Origin of the sequence: Synechococcus sp. RS9907, assembly GCF_014279615.1 — a bacterium.
Taxonomy (GTDB): domain Bacteria; phylum Cyanobacteriota; class Cyanobacteriia; order PCC-6307; family Cyanobiaceae; genus Parasynechococcus.
Map to the genome: position 1 here is coordinate 1,247,367 of NZ_CP047944.1, position 17,727 is coordinate 1,265,093.

The 17,727-nt window shown below is 57.3% G+C and carries 18 protein-coding genes; 4 read left to right on the forward strand and 14 right to left on the reverse strand.

Annotated features, from left to right (window positions below):
• Window positions 1–39: 39 nt before the first annotated feature.
• A complete protein-coding gene (locus SynRS9907_RS06725) occupies window positions 40–255 on the forward strand; it encodes a hypothetical protein (RefSeq protein WP_188022253.1) in 216 nt (71 codons plus the stop codon).
• Here the strand turns inward: SynRS9907_RS06725 and SynRS9907_RS06730 are convergent, their stop codons facing one another.
• The 6 genes from SynRS9907_RS06730 to SynRS9907_RS06755 form a co-directional block, all read right to left on the reverse strand.
• Window positions 256–504, reverse strand: coding sequence for a DUF3104 domain-containing protein (locus tag SynRS9907_RS06730; protein ID WP_188022254.1), 249 nt, complete (start codon window positions 502–504; stop codon window positions 256–258). It lies immediately after the preceding gene.
• A gap of 306 nt (window positions 505–810) precedes the next feature.
• On the reverse strand, window positions 811–1,599 hold the full coding sequence (locus SynRS9907_RS06735; protein ID WP_188022255.1) for a hypothetical protein: 789 nt from the start codon (window positions 1,597–1,599) through the stop codon (window positions 811–813).
• Window positions 1,600–1,749: 150 nt separating this feature from the next.
• Window positions 1,750–3,129: a DUF3987 domain-containing protein gene (locus SynRS9907_RS06740; RefSeq protein ID WP_188022256.1), complete on the reverse strand. Its 1,380-nt coding sequence runs from the start codon at window positions 3,127–3,129 to the stop codon at window positions 1,750–1,752.
• A complete protein-coding gene (locus SynRS9907_RS06745) occupies window positions 3,122–4,000 on the reverse strand; it encodes a hypothetical protein (protein WP_188022257.1) in 879 nt (292 codons plus the stop codon). Before SynRS9907_RS06745 ends, SynRS9907_RS06740 begins: the two co-directional genes overlap by 8 nt.
• An 811-nt stretch (window positions 4,001–4,811) precedes the next feature.
• Window positions 4,812–5,999 (reverse strand): site-specific integrase, encoded by a 1,188-nt coding sequence (locus tag SynRS9907_RS06750; RefSeq protein ID WP_188022258.1) that lies wholly within the window; start codon window positions 5,997–5,999, stop codon window positions 4,812–4,814.
• 313 nt (window positions 6,000–6,312) lie between these two features.
• Window positions 6,313–7,065: a hypothetical protein gene (locus SynRS9907_RS06755; RefSeq protein ID WP_188022259.1), complete on the reverse strand. Its 753-nt coding sequence runs from the start codon at window positions 7,063–7,065 to the stop codon at window positions 6,313–6,315.
• Window positions 7,066–7,103: 38 nt separating this feature from the next.
• Here SynRS9907_RS06755 and SynRS9907_RS06760 point away from each other — a divergent pair, with 38 nt between their 5' ends.
• From SynRS9907_RS06760 to SynRS9907_RS06770, 3 genes are all read left to right on the forward strand, one after another.
• Window positions 7,104–7,841, forward strand: coding sequence for a DUF475 domain-containing protein (locus SynRS9907_RS06760; RefSeq protein ID WP_188022260.1), 738 nt, complete (start codon window positions 7,104–7,106; stop codon window positions 7,839–7,841).
• Window positions 7,831–8,169: a DUF6464 family protein gene (locus SynRS9907_RS06765; RefSeq protein WP_188022261.1), complete on the forward strand. Its 339-nt coding sequence runs from the start codon at window positions 7,831–7,833 to the stop codon at window positions 8,167–8,169. Before SynRS9907_RS06760 ends, SynRS9907_RS06765 begins: the two co-directional genes overlap by 11 nt.
• 99 nt (window positions 8,170–8,268) lie before the next feature.
• Window positions 8,269–8,823 carry a hypothetical protein gene (locus SynRS9907_RS06770; protein ID WP_370586628.1) on the forward strand — a complete coding sequence of 185 codons (555 nt, stop codon included), beginning with the start codon at window positions 8,269–8,271 and terminating at the stop codon, window positions 8,821–8,823.
• A 1-nt stretch (window position 8,824) separates the two neighbouring features.
• Here SynRS9907_RS06770 and fmt read toward each other — a convergent pair whose 3' ends face one another.
• From fmt to SynRS9907_RS06810, 8 genes are all read right to left on the reverse strand, one after another.
• A complete protein-coding gene (fmt, locus tag SynRS9907_RS06775; RefSeq protein ID WP_188022263.1) occupies window positions 8,825–9,841 on the reverse strand; it encodes a methionyl-tRNA formyltransferase in 1,017 nt (338 codons plus the stop codon).
• 2 nt (window positions 9,842–9,843) lie between these two features.
• On the reverse strand, window positions 9,844–11,214 hold the full coding sequence (locus tag SynRS9907_RS06780) for a TldD/PmbA family protein (protein ID WP_188022264.1): 1,371 nt from the start codon (window positions 11,212–11,214) through the stop codon (window positions 9,844–9,846).
• Entirely contained in the window at window positions 11,214–12,623 is a 1,410-nt protein-coding gene (locus SynRS9907_RS06785; RefSeq protein WP_188022265.1) for a TldD/PmbA family protein, read from the reverse strand. The genes SynRS9907_RS06780 and SynRS9907_RS06785 overlap by 1 nt, the downstream gene beginning before the upstream one ends.
• A gap of 32 nt (window positions 12,624–12,655) precedes the next feature.
• On the reverse strand, window positions 12,656–13,726 hold the full coding sequence (acsF, locus tag SynRS9907_RS06790; RefSeq protein ID WP_114989126.1) for a magnesium-protoporphyrin IX monomethyl ester (oxidative) cyclase: 1,071 nt from the start codon (window positions 13,724–13,726) through the stop codon (window positions 12,656–12,658).
• A gap of 66 nt (window positions 13,727–13,792) precedes the next feature.
• Complete coding sequence (locus SynRS9907_RS06795) at window positions 13,793–14,230, reverse strand: DUF2996 domain-containing protein (RefSeq protein WP_188022266.1); 438 nt, start codon at window positions 14,228–14,230, stop codon at window positions 13,793–13,795.
• Between the two features lie 45 nt (window positions 14,231–14,275).
• Complete coding sequence (locus tag SynRS9907_RS06800) at window positions 14,276–14,761, reverse strand: hypothetical protein (RefSeq protein WP_188022267.1); 486 nt, start codon at window positions 14,759–14,761, stop codon at window positions 14,276–14,278.
• A complete protein-coding gene (locus tag SynRS9907_RS06805; RefSeq protein WP_188022268.1) occupies window positions 14,758–15,366 on the reverse strand; it encodes a flavin prenyltransferase UbiX in 609 nt (202 codons plus the stop codon). Before SynRS9907_RS06805 ends, SynRS9907_RS06800 begins: the two co-directional genes overlap by 4 nt.
• A gap of 3 nt (window positions 15,367–15,369) precedes the next feature.
• Window positions 15,370–17,706 (reverse strand): RNB domain-containing ribonuclease, encoded by a 2,337-nt coding sequence (locus tag SynRS9907_RS06810; protein ID WP_188022269.1) that lies wholly within the window; start codon window positions 17,704–17,706, stop codon window positions 15,370–15,372.
• Window positions 17,707–17,727: the final 21 nt, after the last annotated feature.

A 17,727-nucleotide genomic window follows, 5' to 3' on the forward strand; every position in this document is an offset into this window, starting at 1 on the left:
GGTCGTCTGGCCACAATTTCGGCAGTCATTACCGATCAAATGGCAGACAAGTACTGGATGGACGCTGTCTCTGAGCGGACGTTCAGCATCACTGGAGCACTTGCCATCACAATGGGCGGCTGGTTGCTCTTAAACGCTATTGCGACGAAAGCACCAGATGAATTCTTCGGCTCAACGCAAACGATCTACGCGATTCAGTTGATGGCCATTGGCGGCATCGCCCAACACACCAAAGGATTGCGCCAGAAGGACTGATCACACCCTGGGGCAAATGTGCGTCACCAGGTCAGCGTTGACCCAGTTGATGATGCCGGTATCAACGTCAGCAACCTGGAAGAGCGTGGGGATCTTGGGGTTCCTGGCACCACCATCAACCCAAATCACGTCAGCCATACGCCAGGCACCATCGGTGTCAGTGACGATCACTGTCATGCCTGCTTTGACGTGCAGGAAGGCCGGATCTGTTTTGGGCGCAGCAACGGCGCTTGCATGATCAACCGACATACCTATCTTGCTAGTACGCCTGTATTAGGTCCAGCGGGCCCTGGGGGTCAACGGTCAATTCTGCGCACAATATGCGCACTCCGCCGGGGCTCCGGAGCAGTTCTGTCGTCACAGCCTGGGGTCTGAGTTGCTGACATGCTCCTGATGTAGGAGATCAGCCTCTGGAACGCAGACATTCAGACAGAAGCAGACATGGGTTCTGTCTGCATGGATCAACTGCAGTGCAGCGGATCTGGGGGATTCAGACATTCAGGCACACCATGCGCAAAATTCGACAGAAAACCCAAATGAATTCATCGCTCATTATTACAATATGCTTTCGTTGGTTATGTTAAGGGAGTCAACGGAGAAGACTCTTTCGAGTAGCAAAAGTCCATCCTGATGTCTTTTATCGTACATAGCAACACCTCTTTTTGTCTCATAAAATCCATATCTGCGACGTTTACCATTAAGGCTAATTGAATCCTCTGCAGTATTGAAATCTTTAATTACGGCTTCAATTCCCCTAGGAACGCCATAAAAAATATCTTCACCATTTCCTCCTTTGAAGAGTGCTTTGGGTGCTTTTTGTGTGTCATAATCTTGATATGTATCATTCCAAGTAATCAATTCACAATTCACTATATCTGAGCCATCTCCTGCATGTAATTTAAATTTTTTAAAACTTGGCAGTACGCCATTATAATTTCTTTTATTGTAATCAATGATGTCATCACCCTGTCCTAGATTTATTTTTAATGTGCCAAGTGAGCCATTTTCAATAGGTCCATCATCATCATTTGTGCTGTAACCATCAAGCGAAAGCAGGAGAAAATTATCTCCATTAATCACTTGCTTGTATAACCTCTTAAGGCCGCTCCTTATCATGCTATATGCGTCAGGATCTTCGCTAATTTTTTCCGTTAGATCCATATACAAAGGGCCATCATATGCTGATGAATATCCCTTGGAATATCCGTAGGTAGTTCCAATTGGAGTAGTTGTTCGCAGGAATTGATCTTGACGGTATGCTTCGACTAGACCAAAGAAAGCGTTTTTTAAAGAAAGATTTTTGCTGCTCTTCTTTTCGCTAACTTCCAACCTGAAAAAAGACATGGGGGTTCAGGAAAAACATTTTTCATTCTTGCGCACCGGCAGAGCGAAGCAGTTTCACGGAGGCGCTCAGACCCGTGTCTGCATGTCTAACGGGCCCAGCGCCCAATCCCTGAGTGCGATTCGTGCAGACAGGGATGGGTGTCTGCGTGTCTAATCAACCAGCTCTTGGGTCCCCATATAGGTGATGGACCGCTTCCGCTTCCCTTGCTCACCAATGCCCATCTCCACCATGACTGGCACCAGAGCATCGAAATCTGCGGCAGGAATTTTCCTGATGTCATCGTCACCCTTGCCCTTTATTTCCTGCCAAGTCATGTGGCGCTTGGCCTTGAGCGTGGTGGTCTGGATGTGCTGGAAGAGCTTGCTTGCACCAGCGTTGCCACGGTGCAGTCTGATGGTGTCGGTAAAGGCGGCATCCACCAAACGTGTGCTGATCTGCATTAACTCCATGGGCACCTTTGACGCCTCCCCTTTGACGTGGATCTTGTGCAGGATGATGGCGGCACGCATCGCATGAGCCATGCCCTTGTTGAACATCGACTGCAGGATCTGAGGCGTTGTCGGGTCAATGGCTTTGCGCTGGTAGTGGCGGAACCATGCATTCACATGGGCGCGGGCCTCAGCAGTGAGATGGCAGACGTGGGGCTCCATCTTGTACAGCTCCATTGCCATGTTCTCCAGCGTTACGCGTGCAGCCCTGAACCGCTTCTGTTCATCCTCAGTGGGATCTGAATCCTGAAGCTGCAGCAGCCTGGTTGGCATGGCCGGAAACAGGATGCGTGACCATTGCCCGGCGTAATCAGTGCCGTGCATCAGGTCACTCAGCACCTGAGGTTGGATGCACCCAACGAAGCTCAGCTTGCTTGCCGGGAAGCTAAGGACACCATCACCCCGAGTGGTTTTGGTGCGCCCCTTGCCGTCGAAGCATTCCAAGAACAGGCCCAGTGATGAGCCACGGCCGTTCTTCATCTCCAGGGCCATGCCTAGGAAATGCTCGCTGGCTTCATCCTTGAAAACCAGCAGAGCCTTCTTGTTCTTGTACTGACGCACCAGGTGCGCAATCAGTGCTTCAGGGGTGGCATCACCGGTGTCGCACAACAGTGGTGTTGGTGGTTTGCTGGGCCGCTTTGATTTGGGCAGCGCCAGGTAATCCTCAAGCTCTTGGGCGTTCTCATTGGCCACCTTTGCCCTCACCAAACGGAGGGGAAAATCCACCAGCTCATCTAGCTGTGATGACTTGGTTGTGCCGGTTGCAGCGACACCAGCCACATACATGTTGGCCGGGAAGATTTTGGTGCGGTGGTTTACACCTGTGCCCAATGGCAACACCCCACTCATGCCCGCCATGAAGATGAGCGCCGCAACGTAAGGATCAGATGGATACGGCTCCATCAGGAGCTTCAGTGCCTTGGCAATGTCCGCCGGGAAGATCTCCTCATAGGTGAGTGGATGCTGCAGCGCCTCAAGTTCACCATCAGTGAGTTCACGCCGCTGGTATTGATCCACCACGGCCTGTAGGGATTCATTCATGACCCCTCCATCCGTGTTGTTGGCAGTGCCACCAGAACGTTCGGGCAGTGATCTGCTCACCACCTGAACGGGCAACCTGAGCAACGTTCCAATCGCATTGCTTGCTGGGGCTGTGCGCCTCCATCAAGTCAATAGCTACCTGGTCGGAGTAACCCGCTTCAGCGCAAGCATCAACGAGGCCCCAGAGGATGTTCCGATAGTCGCCGTAGGTTCCATGCCCACCCTTGCGGCGTGGAATGAGATCCAACGCGGCAGCGATGTCTGGCAGTCGATCTTTGTTGTAGTTCCCGCCATTTGGGGGGAACTTTTTGGGTTTGGGTTGTGATGGCACCGGCAACGATGGCAACACTGCATCCAGCTCTTCAGCTGAATAACGCGGGCCGTCTGCATTGATGATCTGAACCTGACCCTGGGATTCACCATTGCGGTTGATGTAATGGCTGCCGGCCATCCGCATCATGCGATTGGCGCCTTTGACGTTTTTGTCGCAGCCAGGCGCAGCCAACTGCAACCGTTCCATCAACAGGGTCCATGGCTCTGGATCTATGGGTGTATCCAGCACCAGGTAGTTATGGATGCTCTTGCCCTGGGTATCGATCTGGAAGGTGGGTTGAAGGCCAACGGTTGATTGCCAAAGCTCAACCTGTTCAGACCTTGGCCTGTCGTCGTATTCCCAGAACAGTGAGGTGCACAGCGTGACCTCATCCTTCAGGGTTCCGCCGATGCTGGGCTGAAGGTAAAGACCATGCCCGGTGTTGTTGTAGGCCTGGAAGGTTTCAAGGTCGTGGGCGAAGTTGCCGTTGAAGGCTCTGCCGGGTTTGCCCTTGTGCGGGATAGCACGGATGTGAACATCACGTTCATCCCTGCCCATCAGGTCCACATGCCAGTGGGCTTGGGCTGCATCAATGATCAGTTGCGCACCACCTTGCGCACCTACGGCCAGCTGGCCGTGGTTGTCATCAGTAGTGCCAGTGCATCTTGATGCAGCAACCTGCTGCTTATCAAGCAAGTCTTGCCTTAGCCTTGGGTTATGCGGACCCTGGCTGGCGCAAATTGTGTCAGCCATTTTTTATGCCTTCTCGCCTGCTGTTTGGGGCTTCCGATGCCCAACTTCCCTGAGCTTGGATGTAGGAATGCCAGCCTCAACCAGTGTTCGGTCTGCCTGACGGCGAAGTTGGCCACGCTTGCGTAGCAACTCCAAAATTGCAGGAACATCCCATCGGATAGGGCTGTTAGCAGTTGGCCCAGGAAACCAATGCTCGCCTTCAATTAGCGGCCCGTCTTGGTTGTCCTTGAGTCTGAGAAGGTGCCCTACCGACAGGCAGAGCATGGGAGCAGCAGCTGAAGTTTTGAACAGCTGCCGAATACTTTCCGGCATCAGAGAAATCCTGAAGTGACTTTGACTTGAGGTGTTTCTCTGGCCGAACTCCTTGCGGTGATTCCTGCGCGTTGGCAGGCCCGCTATCCCTGAAACCAGGAGCCCAGGAAAATCCTGGACGGGCAATTATGGTCTCCAGAGCCTATTTTTCATCCCTTTCGGGAACCTCGTTAACTGGGGTTAGACCCACAGATCCTGAACGGCGAGTAAACGGCTCCGACCTACCAGATGAATCAACGATCTCTCGATTGATTCAGAAGCAATGTAACCACATCTATTCGGTTCTGCACAACCCCGTTGTGCATCACATTGCAGAATTGACCCGTTCAACCTCTGCTTTAAGGCTTGCGGCATCAATCCATCGGCCATACCAACGTTGATGCGTCACCAAATCGTGGCCCATCAGTTTTGCTGCAGCACGGTGCGACATCTGTGTGTCTCCGTAGGTTGCTCGCCATGCAAATCCGTGCCGCAAACTATATGGCGTGATGTCTTCCGTTCCAGGGTTGGATTTCAGGTTCTTCCATGCTTTGCATCTAACGCAGAGCATTTGCCGGAACTCCATCCCCACGTAACTGTATGAATTGATGTGGTTCGGATGGTCAGGGTTCATCCTGTCAATTTGAACCTGCAGTGCCGCTGGCAGTTTCACCTTGCCTTCAAAAAACTGCTGCAAGACCTTGGCCCCTTCACGGTTGCGCCCTTTGATTTCCAGGGGAAAGATGTCCCTGGCCTCAGGCGGATGCTTCATCTGTTTCGTGTTCCGCTTGGTGCTGACAACCCTGGCCTGACCATCAACCTGGTGCAGTGTTGCCAGCTCGCTTGGCCGGAGGCCGCAATATCCAACAATCGCCACGGCAACATATTCACGGACCTTGCCCTCTTCCAGCAGATCATCCAATAGTTCAACGAACATCTCTGGCTTGATTGCCGGTGTCAGTGCATGTGTTGTTGAAACTGTCTTGAACCCCACCAGTTCTTCAATCTGCTTGGGATCCGGCGGCAGATACCTTTTCGGCATCCCGCAAACATCAACGGCGAACCTTAGAAATCTGGCGATGTCATCCAGGCTCTTTTTGCGACCGGATGCACCTGCTTCAATCTGAGCTCCTGGCTTGTGTTCCTCACCGTTGGGGCCAAGGAAATGGACTTCCTTGTAGGCCTGCATCAGGCCAAAGCCTGATCTGGGCTTTGGCTTGTGGTGGTGCAGCAGGACCATGGCCCGCCCAAGTCTGTAGTCGTAGTCCCGCAGGGTTTTCCAGCGGCAGCTTGATTTCGACTTGAGGAATTTCTCCAAGACAGCATCCCAGCCTTTGCCCTTCGTCAGGCCATGGCCGGCCTCAGCTTCCGCTTGCTCATCAACGGTGTCGGCGTTGATCTTGGCAACTTCGTTCAGCTCTTTTTGAGGATCAGCCTGCAGCGCCTTGGCTATGGCGATGACCCTGTTGAGGATCTGGCGCTTGCTGGAGGCCTCCCAAGGGAACGGCAGCATCACGCTGCTGCGACGGCCGTCTTCTGTTCTGTGGGTCAGCTTGCAGCTGCCGGACAAGGTGCCATCGCTGCGCTTGTGGCCGCAGACATTCCAGCCCAGACCGATTTCAGTCTTGATGTCTTGCCGCAGGCCTTTGGCCCACTCCTCACCAGACCGAAGTTTTGGCATCTCCTGGGTGCTGCCCTGTGCGCATTAGTGTGCGCAAAAACGTGGATACAAGCAACCACAAGTGACGACATTTGTGCGCAAAGCTTGTCGCGTCTTCAGCGCAAATCAAAGACTGGGCCTGCATTTACAGGGATCTAGGCCCGACTCATGAGACTTTTAGCGTCTGCTCCTCCAGCAGCATGTTGAACTGCAAAAGCTGTTCATCACTGAGTTGTTGACGACTGGTCGCCCCCAGTTGTTGTTGGAGAAAGGTCCTGGCTTGTTCGGAGCTCCAGCCCAGCTGCTTCAACATGGCATCTCCTTGTTGAAGCAGATCGCCACGACGGATGGGTGCTGGTGCTGTGGACGCGTCGTCGTTGGCTTGGATCAACTTCAACTGACGCAGATAGGCCACCAGATCGGCATAGCGCGTGAGCTTGTGGCGGCTGCCGAGCGCGAAGGCCCGGGTCAAATACTCCTGCTCCTGCTCTCGAGACCAACCAATGCGTCTGATTTCCATATCGATGGCGGTCAGCTCATCACTCCAGTCGTCAGGATCAGTTGGTGTTTCAGAGGGGGTGTTGTCAGCAGGTGTGGCTGGGACCTGATGGGTGGCAGGGGTGGGTGGAGCAAACGAGGGCTGGGTCTGCTCAATTCTTCTCGGCCGCTCCACGGGCACCTGCTTCGGAGTTGGCTCATCCACCTGGGGGGCTTCAGGGCGAGCTGAATTGACGGGCTGCTGTGGCCCCTCAGTGGACCCCAGCCTGGAGTTCAGGCGTCGCAACGCTCTCTCCTCAGCCTCTTCAGCAGTGGCGGCTTCACCAAGGGCGCTGCCCTGCAGAGAACCGTCGAGCCAGGCCTCGACCCGCACGATGCATCTCAGGGTGTCGACGTGACACAGCTCGGCCCGGATCTGCATCGCAATGGAACAGCGCTTGCACTTTCTAGGCTGCCGCGATGGACATCACTTCGCTTCCCTCACTGTCGGATTTCTTCGAAGGTGCCGATCAATGGGGTGAGGTTTTGGCCCTGCTGCCTGTTCTGGTACTGCTGGAGCTCATCCTGTCGGCTGATAACGCTGTGGCCCTCGCGGCCATCGCCCGCAGCAGCCGTCAACCGGAGCGGGAAGCTCTTGCCCTCAACCTGGGCATTGGCATTGCACTGGTTTTACGGATCGCTTTGATCGTTGTGGCCCAGTGGGTGTTGCAAAACGCCTGGGTGCAACTCCTCGCTGCGGCCTATCTGGTGTGGCTGGTGGTTGATCACTTCAACAACCGATCTGGCGATGACGCTGAGTCCAGCGAAGGACATGAATCCGACGGTCTGTCACGCCCGTTTCTGAACACGGTGTTGCTGCTGGCCTTCACAGATCTGGCCTTCTCCATCGATAGCGTTGCCGCAGCAGTGGCCATCAGTGATCAGATTGTGTTGATCAGCACAGGTGCCTTCATCGGCATCGTGGCACTGCGTTTTACATCCGCCCTGTTCATCCGCTGGCTTGATCTGTATCCACGGCTTGAAACGGCTGGGTTTCTCGCCGTTGCTTTTGTGGCGCTGCGCTTGATTGTTCATGTTGTCGTGCCCAGCCTCAATCAACCCGATTGGCTCACCTTGGTGGTGGTGCTGTTGCTGTTTGCCTGGGGAATGTCGATCCGCAGCAAGGAACTCGATCAGGACGAAGGCCATGCTTGTTGAACTTCGCCATATCAGTGGAGACCGTTTGCTCCATCGCGTTGATCTTGAGGATCCGCCACAACCGGGGCGATGGCTTGTTGTGGAACAGCAATCCTTCCTCGTGATGCAACGTCGTCACCGTTACGCCCTTCGCAACGGTCGCTATGTGATGGCCTCAGTGGCCCTGTTGGTGAAACCCCAGACGCGTCCCGTCGATGCAACACCCTGGAGACATGGCTGGGTGATTGGTGATCCCAATTGTCGTTTTAATGCCCGTAGTCCTTTGCTCCGCTGTGCTGTGTGGCCGGAAGGCCCCTGCGAGAACTGCAGCCACCGTGAACTTCGCTGATTGATGAAACCGGAATGGCTCACTGGGCGACTCTGTGCTGGCCATGGCGTCGCCTCCGGATCAAGCAATGAATCTCCGTATCCAGATGGCACGATTCGAATGCAATTCCCCGTGTTCCAGTCCTTAGGGCTGGACCTTTCGGGCTGTTTCTTCGGCACGCTGAATCTCGACTTTGCCCCCCTCGAGGTTTCACTTTCAAATCCAGATCACCTGTTTGAAAAGGTGCGATGGACCGACCTCCACCCCCCCGAAACGTTCTCGTTCTGGAGTGTTCAGATCAAGACGCCCCAAAGTGAGGTGGTGAACGGCTGGATTTATTACCCCCACCCCGAGACAAAGTTGCGCCATTGGCAACCGCCGACAACGTTGGAATTGCTTGCACCGCGATTATGCGGAGTGGAAACAGGCGGCACCATTTATCTCTGTGATCAAGGCCAACGGATCAAACTCATCGATACGGTTCGCTTGCGCGCAAGGTTGCTGGAATTTCTCAAATTCAGAGTTCTGGCCTCGCAGCAAACATTTTTTGAAGCCGACACCCTGTTGAAGCGCCAACAATGGCTCTCGACGATGTTCCTGGAAGCTCTTCAGCTCTCCGAGCAGGATCTCGATCGGGTTTGGTCTCAAGCGCGGATGTTGTACACGGAATCCTGAATCAACCTTCGCCTAATCGATCTCCGGGAGTGGCGTTGAGTTGCTGCAACAGAACGGGGGCTGTGCTGCGTGCTTTTCCTTCCAGCTGCGCCTCCCGGATCAGAAGGGGGCAGCCTGAACTGCTCACCACAAGACCCAGATCTTCGATCACTGCAAGGATCGTCCCTGGGGGATGCCCGCCGGTGGGCCATTGGCCCACGAGGTTGCGTCCCTCAGGACTGAGTTGATCCTGGAGGCGCTCGATCAACGGCTCCGTGCGCAACACCTTCAGGCGTTTGCCCTGCCACTGGGTGAACGCTCCGGGATGAAGCCCCATCACCTTGCGATGAATGCTGAGAGCAGGGGCAGACCAATCCAATTGGAAATCCTGCTTCTCCAGCATGCGGGCATAGGTCGACCCCTCGGCCTGAACCCGCACGTTGAGCCTTGCCAATCTCTCGTCTTCTGGACCCGGTCCCGCCGCTTCAATCAGCGGCATGGCCTGAACCATCAGCTCTGCAGTGAGAGCACTGAGTCGTTCGGCCAAGGCTACGGAAGGTTCCAGCAGCTGGATCGGGGTGCGTTGCTCGAGCAGAACCGGACCAGTATCGAGCCCTTCCTCCATGGCCATGATCCCCACACCCGTTTCCTGATCCCCTTCGAGCAGGGCCCACTGGATGGGCCCAGCACCACGCCAACGCGGTAGAAGTGATCCGTGGCCGTTCCAGCAGCCCAGGGGAGGCTGCTCCAACACATCCTTGGGAAGGATCTGTCCGAAGGCCACGACTACAGAGGCATCAGCACCGAGTGCAGCGAGCTTGGCTTTGCAATCGTCATCCCGTCGGATTCGTTCAGGGGTGAACACAGGAAGACCGAGTTCTTCCGCCCTCGCCTTCACCGGTGATGGAACGAGCTGTTTGCCTCGACCCCGCCGACGATCCGGCTGCGTGACGACCCCAACGATGGTGTGGCCCGCATCATGCAGTGCATTAAGGGTTGGCACCGCATAGACCGGTGTCCCCCAGAACAGAATCTTCAACGTCAGGCTTCGCCGGTGATGGAGAGTCCATCCACCCAAACATGAGGGGAAACGCCTCGGTGGGTGATTTCAGAATCAGCTTCCAGATGAGCAATGCCGTTGAGAACAGAGCGGATGTCACCGGCAACCGTTGCTGCTTCAACAGAAACCCGTTCGCCGTTGTTCACCAACCATCCATCGAAGGGCAAGGAGAAGGATCCCTGGGTGGCTTTCACACCGGCGTGAAGCGCTGACAAATCCTCAATCAGCACGAAGGGGCCTGACTCGGTGCGGTGGTTGAGGCTGTTACCGCTGCTCACCTGCGGGTTGGAACCAACCACGAACCAGTCTGGACCCACCGAAACCTTGGCGCCAAGTCCAGCGTGGCCGGTGGGTTGAACACCAAAGGCTCGGGCCGTGGCTTCCGAGTGAAGGAAATTCCGCAGGGTTCCGCCCTCAATCAAGGAGAGACGTCGGGTTGGTGTTCCCTCTCCATCGAAGGCTGCCGCACTGATGTGTCCGGGGTGGAGGCCATCATCGTGGAGGTTGAAGAAGGGAACCGCCACATCGGATCCAATCGAATCCCGCTGGCTCAAGCTCACCCCATCGAGCACCGAACGCGCATTGAACATGCTGCTGAAGGCACCAAGCAGTGAGAGAAAGGCCTCGGGGGTGAAGCAAACCCGGTAACTCCCGGTTTCGATCGGTCGATAATCCAGATGGCTGACGGTGCGATCAACGGCCTCGCTGATGCAGCCTTGAACATCCAGTTCGCTGCTGCCAAGACCCAACCGAACAGCACCTCCACTGCGGGGCTTACGACCTGTTTCCTCAGCCCTTGCGTAGAGATACAGGCTGGCTTGGGTGCGCTCCATCTGGCGCAGTGCTCCCTCACTGTTGAGATAGAGGCTCTGGGACAGGGATTCCGCCAGTCCGTTGTAGGGGACGGTCTGGATCGCGGGGTGACGACCCAACAGATCGGCTTCCGCATCCCGAAGGGTGTCCAGCAGAGGGAGGATTCCTTGGCGTGGTTGAAGCGGGCGATCGAGCTCGGGGAGTGGAGCCGTGGCCAGGGGGGAGAACTCAGGGACGTCCTCGGGATTGCCAAAACGGCTGGCCGTATGGGCTCCTACCAGGGCTTGTTCCAAGCCGCCATCGGAGAGGTCGGTGGTGCTGGTGATGCCTACCAGGCCATCGCTGTTCCAAACCCGGACGGTGATGGAGCTCCGCTGCGATGCCTTGAGTTGTTTGGCTTCACCACGATCCACCTGAACGGAGCAATCGTCACTGCAGGCGGCACCAAGATCCCAACGACGAATGCCTTCGCGCGAGGCGAGGGTCTGAAGGCGATCCCTGAGATCCGTGGCGTTAAGGCTGTTGTTGCTGCTCATCATCAACGGCCCCCCACCGTGATCGAATCAACTTTGATGTGGGGTTGGCCCACGGTGACGAACACACTTCCACTCACGGATCCGCAGAACCCTGCAGCCAGTTCCAGATCGTTGGCGCACATGGAAATGCGTGGCATCACCTCCTTGGCATCACCGATCAACGTCGCCCCTTTCACCGGTTTGGTGAGTTTGCCGTTCTCAATCAGATACCCCTCTTCAACGGAGAAATTGAACTGACCTGTCGGGCCGACGCTTCCCCCACCCATGGCCTTGCAGTACAGGCCTTGATCGACCGATTCAATCAACTGGTCAGGGGTATGCGGACCGGCGTCGATGAAGGTGTTTCGCATCCGACTCGCCGCTGCAAAGGCATGGCTCTGACGCCGGCCGCTTCCGGTGCGTTTGTGGCCCGTGCGCAGCTCACCGGCCCGGTCACTGATGAAGCGTTGGAGCACCCCGTCTTTGATCAGCACGGTGCGCTCAGGTTCCATTCCTTCGTCATCCATCGAGATGGAACCGAAGGATCCACCACTCAGCCCTTCATCGATGGCGGTGACTGCAGGGTGAGCGATCAGTTCACCAACCCGGTCAGCAAAAGGCGTGGTGCCCCGTTCAATCTGGGTTGTTTCGAGGAGGTGGCCGCAGGCCTCGTGGAAAATCACGCCACCGAACCGGTTGGCGAGAACGGCCGGCATCTGTCCGGCATCCACGTAGTCGGCCCGCAACATCGTTCCAGCGCTGTTGCACACTTCAGCTGCGCTGGCTTCGGCATCCCAGTCCCGAAGATCGTCCGGACGATCGGAACTGCCATAGCGGCGGCCAATGCTGGATCGGTGATCCCCGTCGGCGGCAAGAACGGAGAGACCTGTCGACTGATGCAGGCGGATGTCGCGGGCAAAGGTGCCATCGGATGCAGCCACCAGCACTTCCTGCCAGTCGCGGGCGTAACTGCCACGGCGCACCTGCAAGTGCTGACCAAGACGATTGAGATGGTCTGTGCCCTTGAGCAGGCACTGGCTGGCTAGATCCAGGGAAGGGCAGCGTTCCAGCCAGTCGGCTTTGTTCAAGCCGTGGTCGGTCAGCTGCTTCAACCCTTCAAAAGCTGAAGGGGACGTGAGCTGTTGCGCCTCGAGACCGAGCATGGCGAGGGCCTGATCGAGGGCGCGCTTGAGGCCAGCTTCGCTGAGATCGTTGGTGCTGACGAAGCCATCACGGCCATCACGGAACACCCTGAGGCCAGCTCCACGGGCGAACGACGGATTCACACTGGTGATCCGATCCTGTTCGGCAAGCAAACCGATGTGGTCGGTGCGCTCAAGAAACACCTCCACCAGGTCGGCTCCTGCGGAGCTGCCACGGTGCAGCAAGGACTCCAAGAGTCCTTGCCACTGATTCGAAAAGGCGTTGGTCAAGAAATCTCCTCGATTGGGCCGGGGGAGTCCCCTCAGCGCACAGCTGGCTGGAAACGATCGCTGTCGATCGCTGGCATCAGGAACAGCTTGGCCATCTCGGCACCATTCCCGATCCAGAAGGGCAGCTTGCGGAGCACTTTCAGAGGAGCGATGGCATCGCTGGCATCAGCCTTTTCCAATGCGGCGTTGTTGGCCACCAGTCGTTCGAGGCGTGTCCAGAACTTGTCGTTGTTCACATCAAGAACAACGGGGAAAACGCGCGCAGACGTTTCATTGGTCTTCTCGATCACCATCTTGTCGTAGGTGCGAGCGTCCAATCCGAGAGCCTCGTAGAACTCCTTGCGGGCCACGTCGCGCACGTACATGGTGGCGAACACCGCCAGCAGGAAGAAGCGGCACCAGAGTTTGGCGATGGGGCCACGAACCGTGTCCGGTTGGGCCTTCATCAGGGCATCAAAGAAATCACCATGACGGTTTTCGTCCTGACACCAGTTCTCAAAGAAGTTGAAGATCGGGAAGATCTTGCTGTCGGGGTTCTTTTCGAGGTGGCGGTAAATGGCGATGTAACGCCAGTAGCCGATCTTTTCAGACAGGTAGGTGGCGTAGAAGATGAATTTCGGCTTGAAGAACGTGTAGTCCTTGTTCGCGGTCAGGAAGCCCAGATCCAGCTGCATGCCGAAATCACTCATCGACTTGTTGAGGAAGCCGGCGTGGCGAGCTTCATCCCGAGCCATGTGGGCAAAGCACTCGGCCAGAAGAGGGTTCTTCGCCTTAATGCGGCGGCTCAGTTCCTTGTAGAGCAGGAATCCTGAAAATTCCGATGTGCAGCTCTGCTCAAGGAATTCGATGAACACCTTGCGGGTTTCAGGATCCAGCTTGTCCGCAGCACCCTCGAACTCCTCGTTACGAACGAAGTGGTGGCGGTTGTAATCCTTCCTGAACTCTTCACAGATGGCTTCCAGTTCAGCCTCATTGGGCTGAAGGTCCATTGCCGCCATCGCTTCGAAATCGGTGGTGTAGAAGCGAGGGGTCAGGATTGTGTCCTTGACAGGATCCTTGATGGCTACAGCGCTGCCTTCGGCCACGGCGGTGGGAGGGACCATCAGTTGCGGTTCACGATCCTGCCAATGTAGGCGTGTCAGCCCAACCCCCGAGGCCGATGCGGGCGGTTAGTTACCTCCCAGCCACTTTTGGCCGTTGAGCCGTTGCAAGAGACGGGAAACGAGAAGGGCCAAAGACATCCGCTTCTCATCGATCAGAAAGCTCTCCAGCAGCGTTGGCTCGCTGCCGGCATCAGCCAGGGCAATCACTTTGGCGCTGTTGATGTCGGCCTTGGAGAAGCAGACCCAGAAGCGGCGCCCCCCTGGAAGCTCACCAACCACCATTGGACATTCACCACCGACAACGGGACGCTGCCCATCCACGCGCTCGAGCCGATCAGCGGTGATGTCATGTTCGGCCAACTGTTTGGCGACGGCCGGCAAAAACAGCGTGTCGATGAATTCAGGGAAGGGCTTGTCCTCCGGCTTGGGCGGCTTCGCTTTCGGCGCCGCTTTGGCAGGGGACTCTTGACCTGAAGACTGCTTCTCGACTGGGGTTTCGCTCACCGATCAAGCATTGCTGGCGCAACTGTAAGCAGCTTGGTGCGCTGCTTACCAGTTCGCCTCCGGATCATCTCCCCAATCACTGAACTCCTGAGAAGGAGAGCCCACGGCTGAAGTGCCTGATGAAGCGTCTGACTGCGCGGGGACTGACGAAGGGCGTTGAATCACGCGGTAGGCCACAGACACCGTTGGAGCCGGTTCTCTCACATCTCGTTCGGGGCCTGGGGTTGTGCTGGATCTGGGTGTCGGTTCGTAGTCGGTGTAGCCCCTCTCCTCAAACTCCGGTTGAACAGGGGATCGCCTCTGGCGACTCAGAGGACGCTCCACTGGGGAGACCAAAACCGCTGCGACAGCGGCTGCGGCCGCACCACCAACGCCAGCCAGCGCTGTCCACGCCCCAACGGGGAGCGGAGGTGTTGTCCAAACCAGCAGACGGATCCGGGTCTTGTCTCCGACATTGGTGGCCGAAAGAACCAGCAACGCCAGCAGTGGCGCCAGGCAGGGAATCAGCAGCAACCGCTGAACCATGCTCATTCCAGGGGGCCCTGCCAGCGCTTCAGGGGTGCAAGGTCCTCCTCCAGGCCGTCGAACAGGCGCACCACCAGAAAGTCCACCATCTCCTCCAAGGAATCGGGCCGGGTATACCAAGCCGGAATGGGAGCGGCAATGGTGGCTCCAGCTTCAGCGAGGCCGGTGAGGTTGCGGAGGTGAATCAGGTTGAAAGGCATCTCCCGGGGAGCAATCACCAGGGGCCGACGCTCCTTGAGATGCACATCCGCACAACGTTCGATCAGATCTGCGGCGATACCGGCATGGATCCGTCCGACGGTTCCCATGCTGCAGGGAACGATGACCATCGCCCGGGTTCTGTAGCTGCCACTGGCAATGCAGGCAGCCTGATCATTCCAGCGATGACAGGTGAGCTCGCCTTCCTCCACCGACAGCCTCTCTCGCCAGAACGCACGTTGTTTCAGGGGATCAACAGGGATCGTCAGGCCCTGTTCCGCACGAAACACCTCATGAGCACCATGGCTGAGCACAAGATGCACCGAGCGCCCGCGCTGCAGCAGCAGCTGGAGGGCACGCTCGGCCAGGGGTTGAGCGGATGCACCGGTGACTGCCAGAACGTAGGGATGCATCACTCAGCGCTCGCTGAGGGCAACGGGCAGCGGCTCCGAGGATTCAGGCGCTAAGGATTCAGGTTCCGTGGAGCCATTGGAACCCTGGCTGATGACCTCAAGGTCGATCTGGTTGCGCAGAACATCCACATTGATCACGCGCACCTGTACGGCGTCGCCAAGTTGATAGGTCTGACGGTTCTTGCGCCCGACCAAGCGATTCTGGCGTGATCTGTATTCGTACCAGTCATCGTTGAGGGAGCTCACATGCACCAGCCCTTCAACGCGACTTTCACCAACTTCCACGAAAAAGCCATAGCTCTGCACACCACTGATGCGCCCTTCCACCTGTTCGCCGATCAGGGTTTGGGCTGAACGGGCCTGGATCATCGACAGCAGATCCTTTTCCAGTTCCAACACCTGACGCCGTCGCGTGTTGAGCCGCTGCACGGTGCGCTCGTTCACCAATCCGTTCAACTTCTCGTCCTGGGATGCGGTGAACAGGGGCCACGTGAGATCAGCACCGGCACCCTTGAGGCCAAGCTTCAGACGCGTCTTGTGACGGACGGTTGGACGATCCTTGGCATCGGTCAGCAGCGCAACGATCACCTGTTGATTCACCAGGTGGGCGTAGTGCTGGGTGGCACAGGTCCATGGGGTCAGTGCGCTGTTCCGGCTTGACGCAGCAACCTCGTCCCCATCGGAATCTGCTGCCGCAGGGGGGGCCTCTGTGGATGCCACAAGGGTCAGAGGTGGCAGGGCGTGACTGAGTTGTTGTTCCAGCACCCGGCGCTGACTGCTGTCTTTGAACACCTGAACCAGCTCCGAAGCTGATGGACAGCCGTCGTCATCCAGTTCAAGGGGAAGATCCAGGGCAATGGCTGTCTTTGCCACATCGGTGAGCACGCTGCCATCGGGTTCATCCGCCTCAACGGTGATGCCCGGCAGTTGGAGCTCGAGTCGTTGTGCGGTCCACGCACGGTCGGCGGCCCTCAACAGAGGCTGAAGGAACGCATGGGGGTCGACCGGGTTGAACGCATCAACCCAGCGATGCCGCAACCCGGAGGGATCTGCGCTGCAGAGGTCACCAAGGGCCTCCAGCTGTGGAGGGCAGAGATCGAGTTGCACAATCCCGTTGGCACGCTCCTGCTCCAACAACAGCGTGCTGCAGAAGCGCAGGGTCTCCAGCTGACCGAGCTGGTTTTTGATCGGCTTGAGGGCGGTTGGGACGCTGCGCCCCTTGGGTTTGCGTTCCGCCAGGGCGACCAACTGATCGGCGCTCACCTCGGCGACGGGGCGCACCGTGCTGAGCATGAACTCCCAGTCGCTCACCTCACCGTTGGCAGAGACGTCGAGCCGAACGCTGATGGCATCAGCCTCGGACCCGGCCGAGAAGCTGGTGGCCTTGTGGAGGGCCGGAGTGAGAAGAGGTTGCCAGACTTCACCGAGGCAAAGGGCTTCACCGCGGTCGCGCAGGCAGGCATCGAGGCTGTTGCCCAGACCGATCCGCTCGCCCACGCTGGGCGCATGGACCCAGAGGCGACAACCGCCGTCCCTGGCTTCAACGTGCACGGCAGGCAACCCCGGTGCATCGTCCTGACTCCATCCTTTGAGCAGCAGCGACGGTTGTGCGGTGAGGTCGACCCGGCCTTTGGACGCAGGGGTTTTGCCAGAGCTCCTGGGTGCCGTTGGACGGTCCTGGAGACCAACCTTGGTCAGCAGCAGGTCCCGGTCGGCTGCTGGTCCGCCATTGAGCGGGAGAGATCGCACAACGTGGCCGGCCGCAGGATGCTGAGCCACGGGATAGCGATCGATGCGCACCTCGACAACGCTGGAGACCTCATCACCGGGCAGATGCTTGGAATCCTCTGCTGGCAGCTCAATGCCGGCAAGCACTCTGTCGTCCAAGGGAGAGGCGAGCAGCTGGTCGCTCTGCTGCTCCACCTGAGCCAGGAGAGATTGCGTGGCCCGTTCCAGGATGCATTGCACACCTCCTTCAGGAGAGCGGCGGCGTCCGCCCTCCCGCGTCACCCGCACCAGCACACGATCGCCATTCCAGGCGTGGTTCAGCTGATGGTCACGGATGTAGATGTCCTCGCCGCCGTCATCGCGAATGGCGAAGCAGAAGCCTTTGCTGCTGCAACGCAGGCGAGCATCAATCAGATCACTCTCCTGGGGCTGTGTGAGACCACCCTCACTGGTCTTTTCGATCACACCGATTTTCATCAGTGATGAAACGGCAAGCTCAAGCGCCGCTCTATCCGTCTTGTTGCTGAGCTTGAGGATCTTGGCCAGTTGGTCGGGCTCAGAGGAGTGCTCCGTTGAGAGCTGATTCAGCAGATCGGCAACCGTAAATTTCATCGTGGCGTGCGCAGAAACCGA

What these genes read in the sequence shown, in the direction of transcription:
- SynRS9907_RS06810 (WP_188022269.1), bottom strand. Translation starts at nt 17,706, where the DNA reads ATGAAATTTACGGTTGCCGATCTGCTGAATCAGCTCTCAACGGAGCAC.
- SynRS9907_RS06745 (WP_188022257.1), bottom strand. Translation starts at nt 4,000, where the DNA reads ATGGGCAGGGATGAACGTGATGTTCACATCCGTGCTATCCCGCACAAG.
- SynRS9907_RS06770 (WP_370586628.1), top strand. Translation starts at nt 8,269, where the DNA reads ATGCAATTCCCCGTGTTCCAGTCCTTAGGGCTGGACCTTTCGGGCTGT.
- acsF (WP_114989126.1), bottom strand. Translation starts at nt 13,726, where the DNA reads ATGGTCCCTCCCACCGCCGTGGCCGAAGGCAGCGCTGTAGCCATCAAG.
- SynRS9907_RS06725 (WP_188022253.1), top strand. Translation starts at nt 40, where the DNA reads ATGGCAGACAAGTACTGGATGGACGCTGTCTCTGAGCGGACGTTCAGC.
- SynRS9907_RS06750 (WP_188022258.1), bottom strand. Translation starts at nt 5,999, where the DNA reads ATGCTGCCGTTCCCTTGGGAGGCCTCCAGCAAGCGCCAGATCCTCAAC.
- SynRS9907_RS06740 (WP_188022256.1), bottom strand. Translation starts at nt 3,129, where the DNA reads ATGAATGAATCCCTACAGGCCGTGGTGGATCAATACCAGCGGCGTGAA.
- SynRS9907_RS06735 (WP_188022255.1), bottom strand. Translation starts at nt 1,599, where the DNA reads ATGTCTTTTTTCAGGTTGGAAGTTAGCGAAAAGAAGAGCAGCAAAAAT.
- SynRS9907_RS06755 (WP_188022259.1), bottom strand. Translation starts at nt 7,065, where the DNA reads ATGCAGATCCGGGCCGAGCTGTGTCACGTCGACACCCTGAGATGCATC.
- SynRS9907_RS06780 (WP_188022264.1), bottom strand. Translation starts at nt 11,214, where the DNA reads ATGATGAGCAGCAACAACAGCCTTAACGCCACGGATCTCAGGGATCGC.
- SynRS9907_RS06765 (WP_188022261.1), top strand. Translation starts at nt 7,831, where the DNA reads ATGCTTGTTGAACTTCGCCATATCAGTGGAGACCGTTTGCTCCATCGC.
- SynRS9907_RS06805 (WP_188022268.1), bottom strand. Translation starts at nt 15,366, where the DNA reads ATGCATCCCTACGTTCTGGCAGTCACCGGTGCATCCGCTCAACCCCTG.
- SynRS9907_RS06800 (WP_188022267.1), bottom strand. Translation starts at nt 14,761, where the DNA reads ATGAGCATGGTTCAGCGGTTGCTGCTGATTCCCTGCCTGGCGCCACTG.
- SynRS9907_RS06760 (WP_188022260.1), top strand. Translation starts at nt 7,104, where the DNA reads ATGGACATCACTTCGCTTCCCTCACTGTCGGATTTCTTCGAAGGTGCC.
- SynRS9907_RS06730 (WP_188022254.1), bottom strand. Translation starts at nt 504, where the DNA reads ATGTCGGTTGATCATGCAAGCGCCGTTGCTGCGCCCAAAACAGATCCG.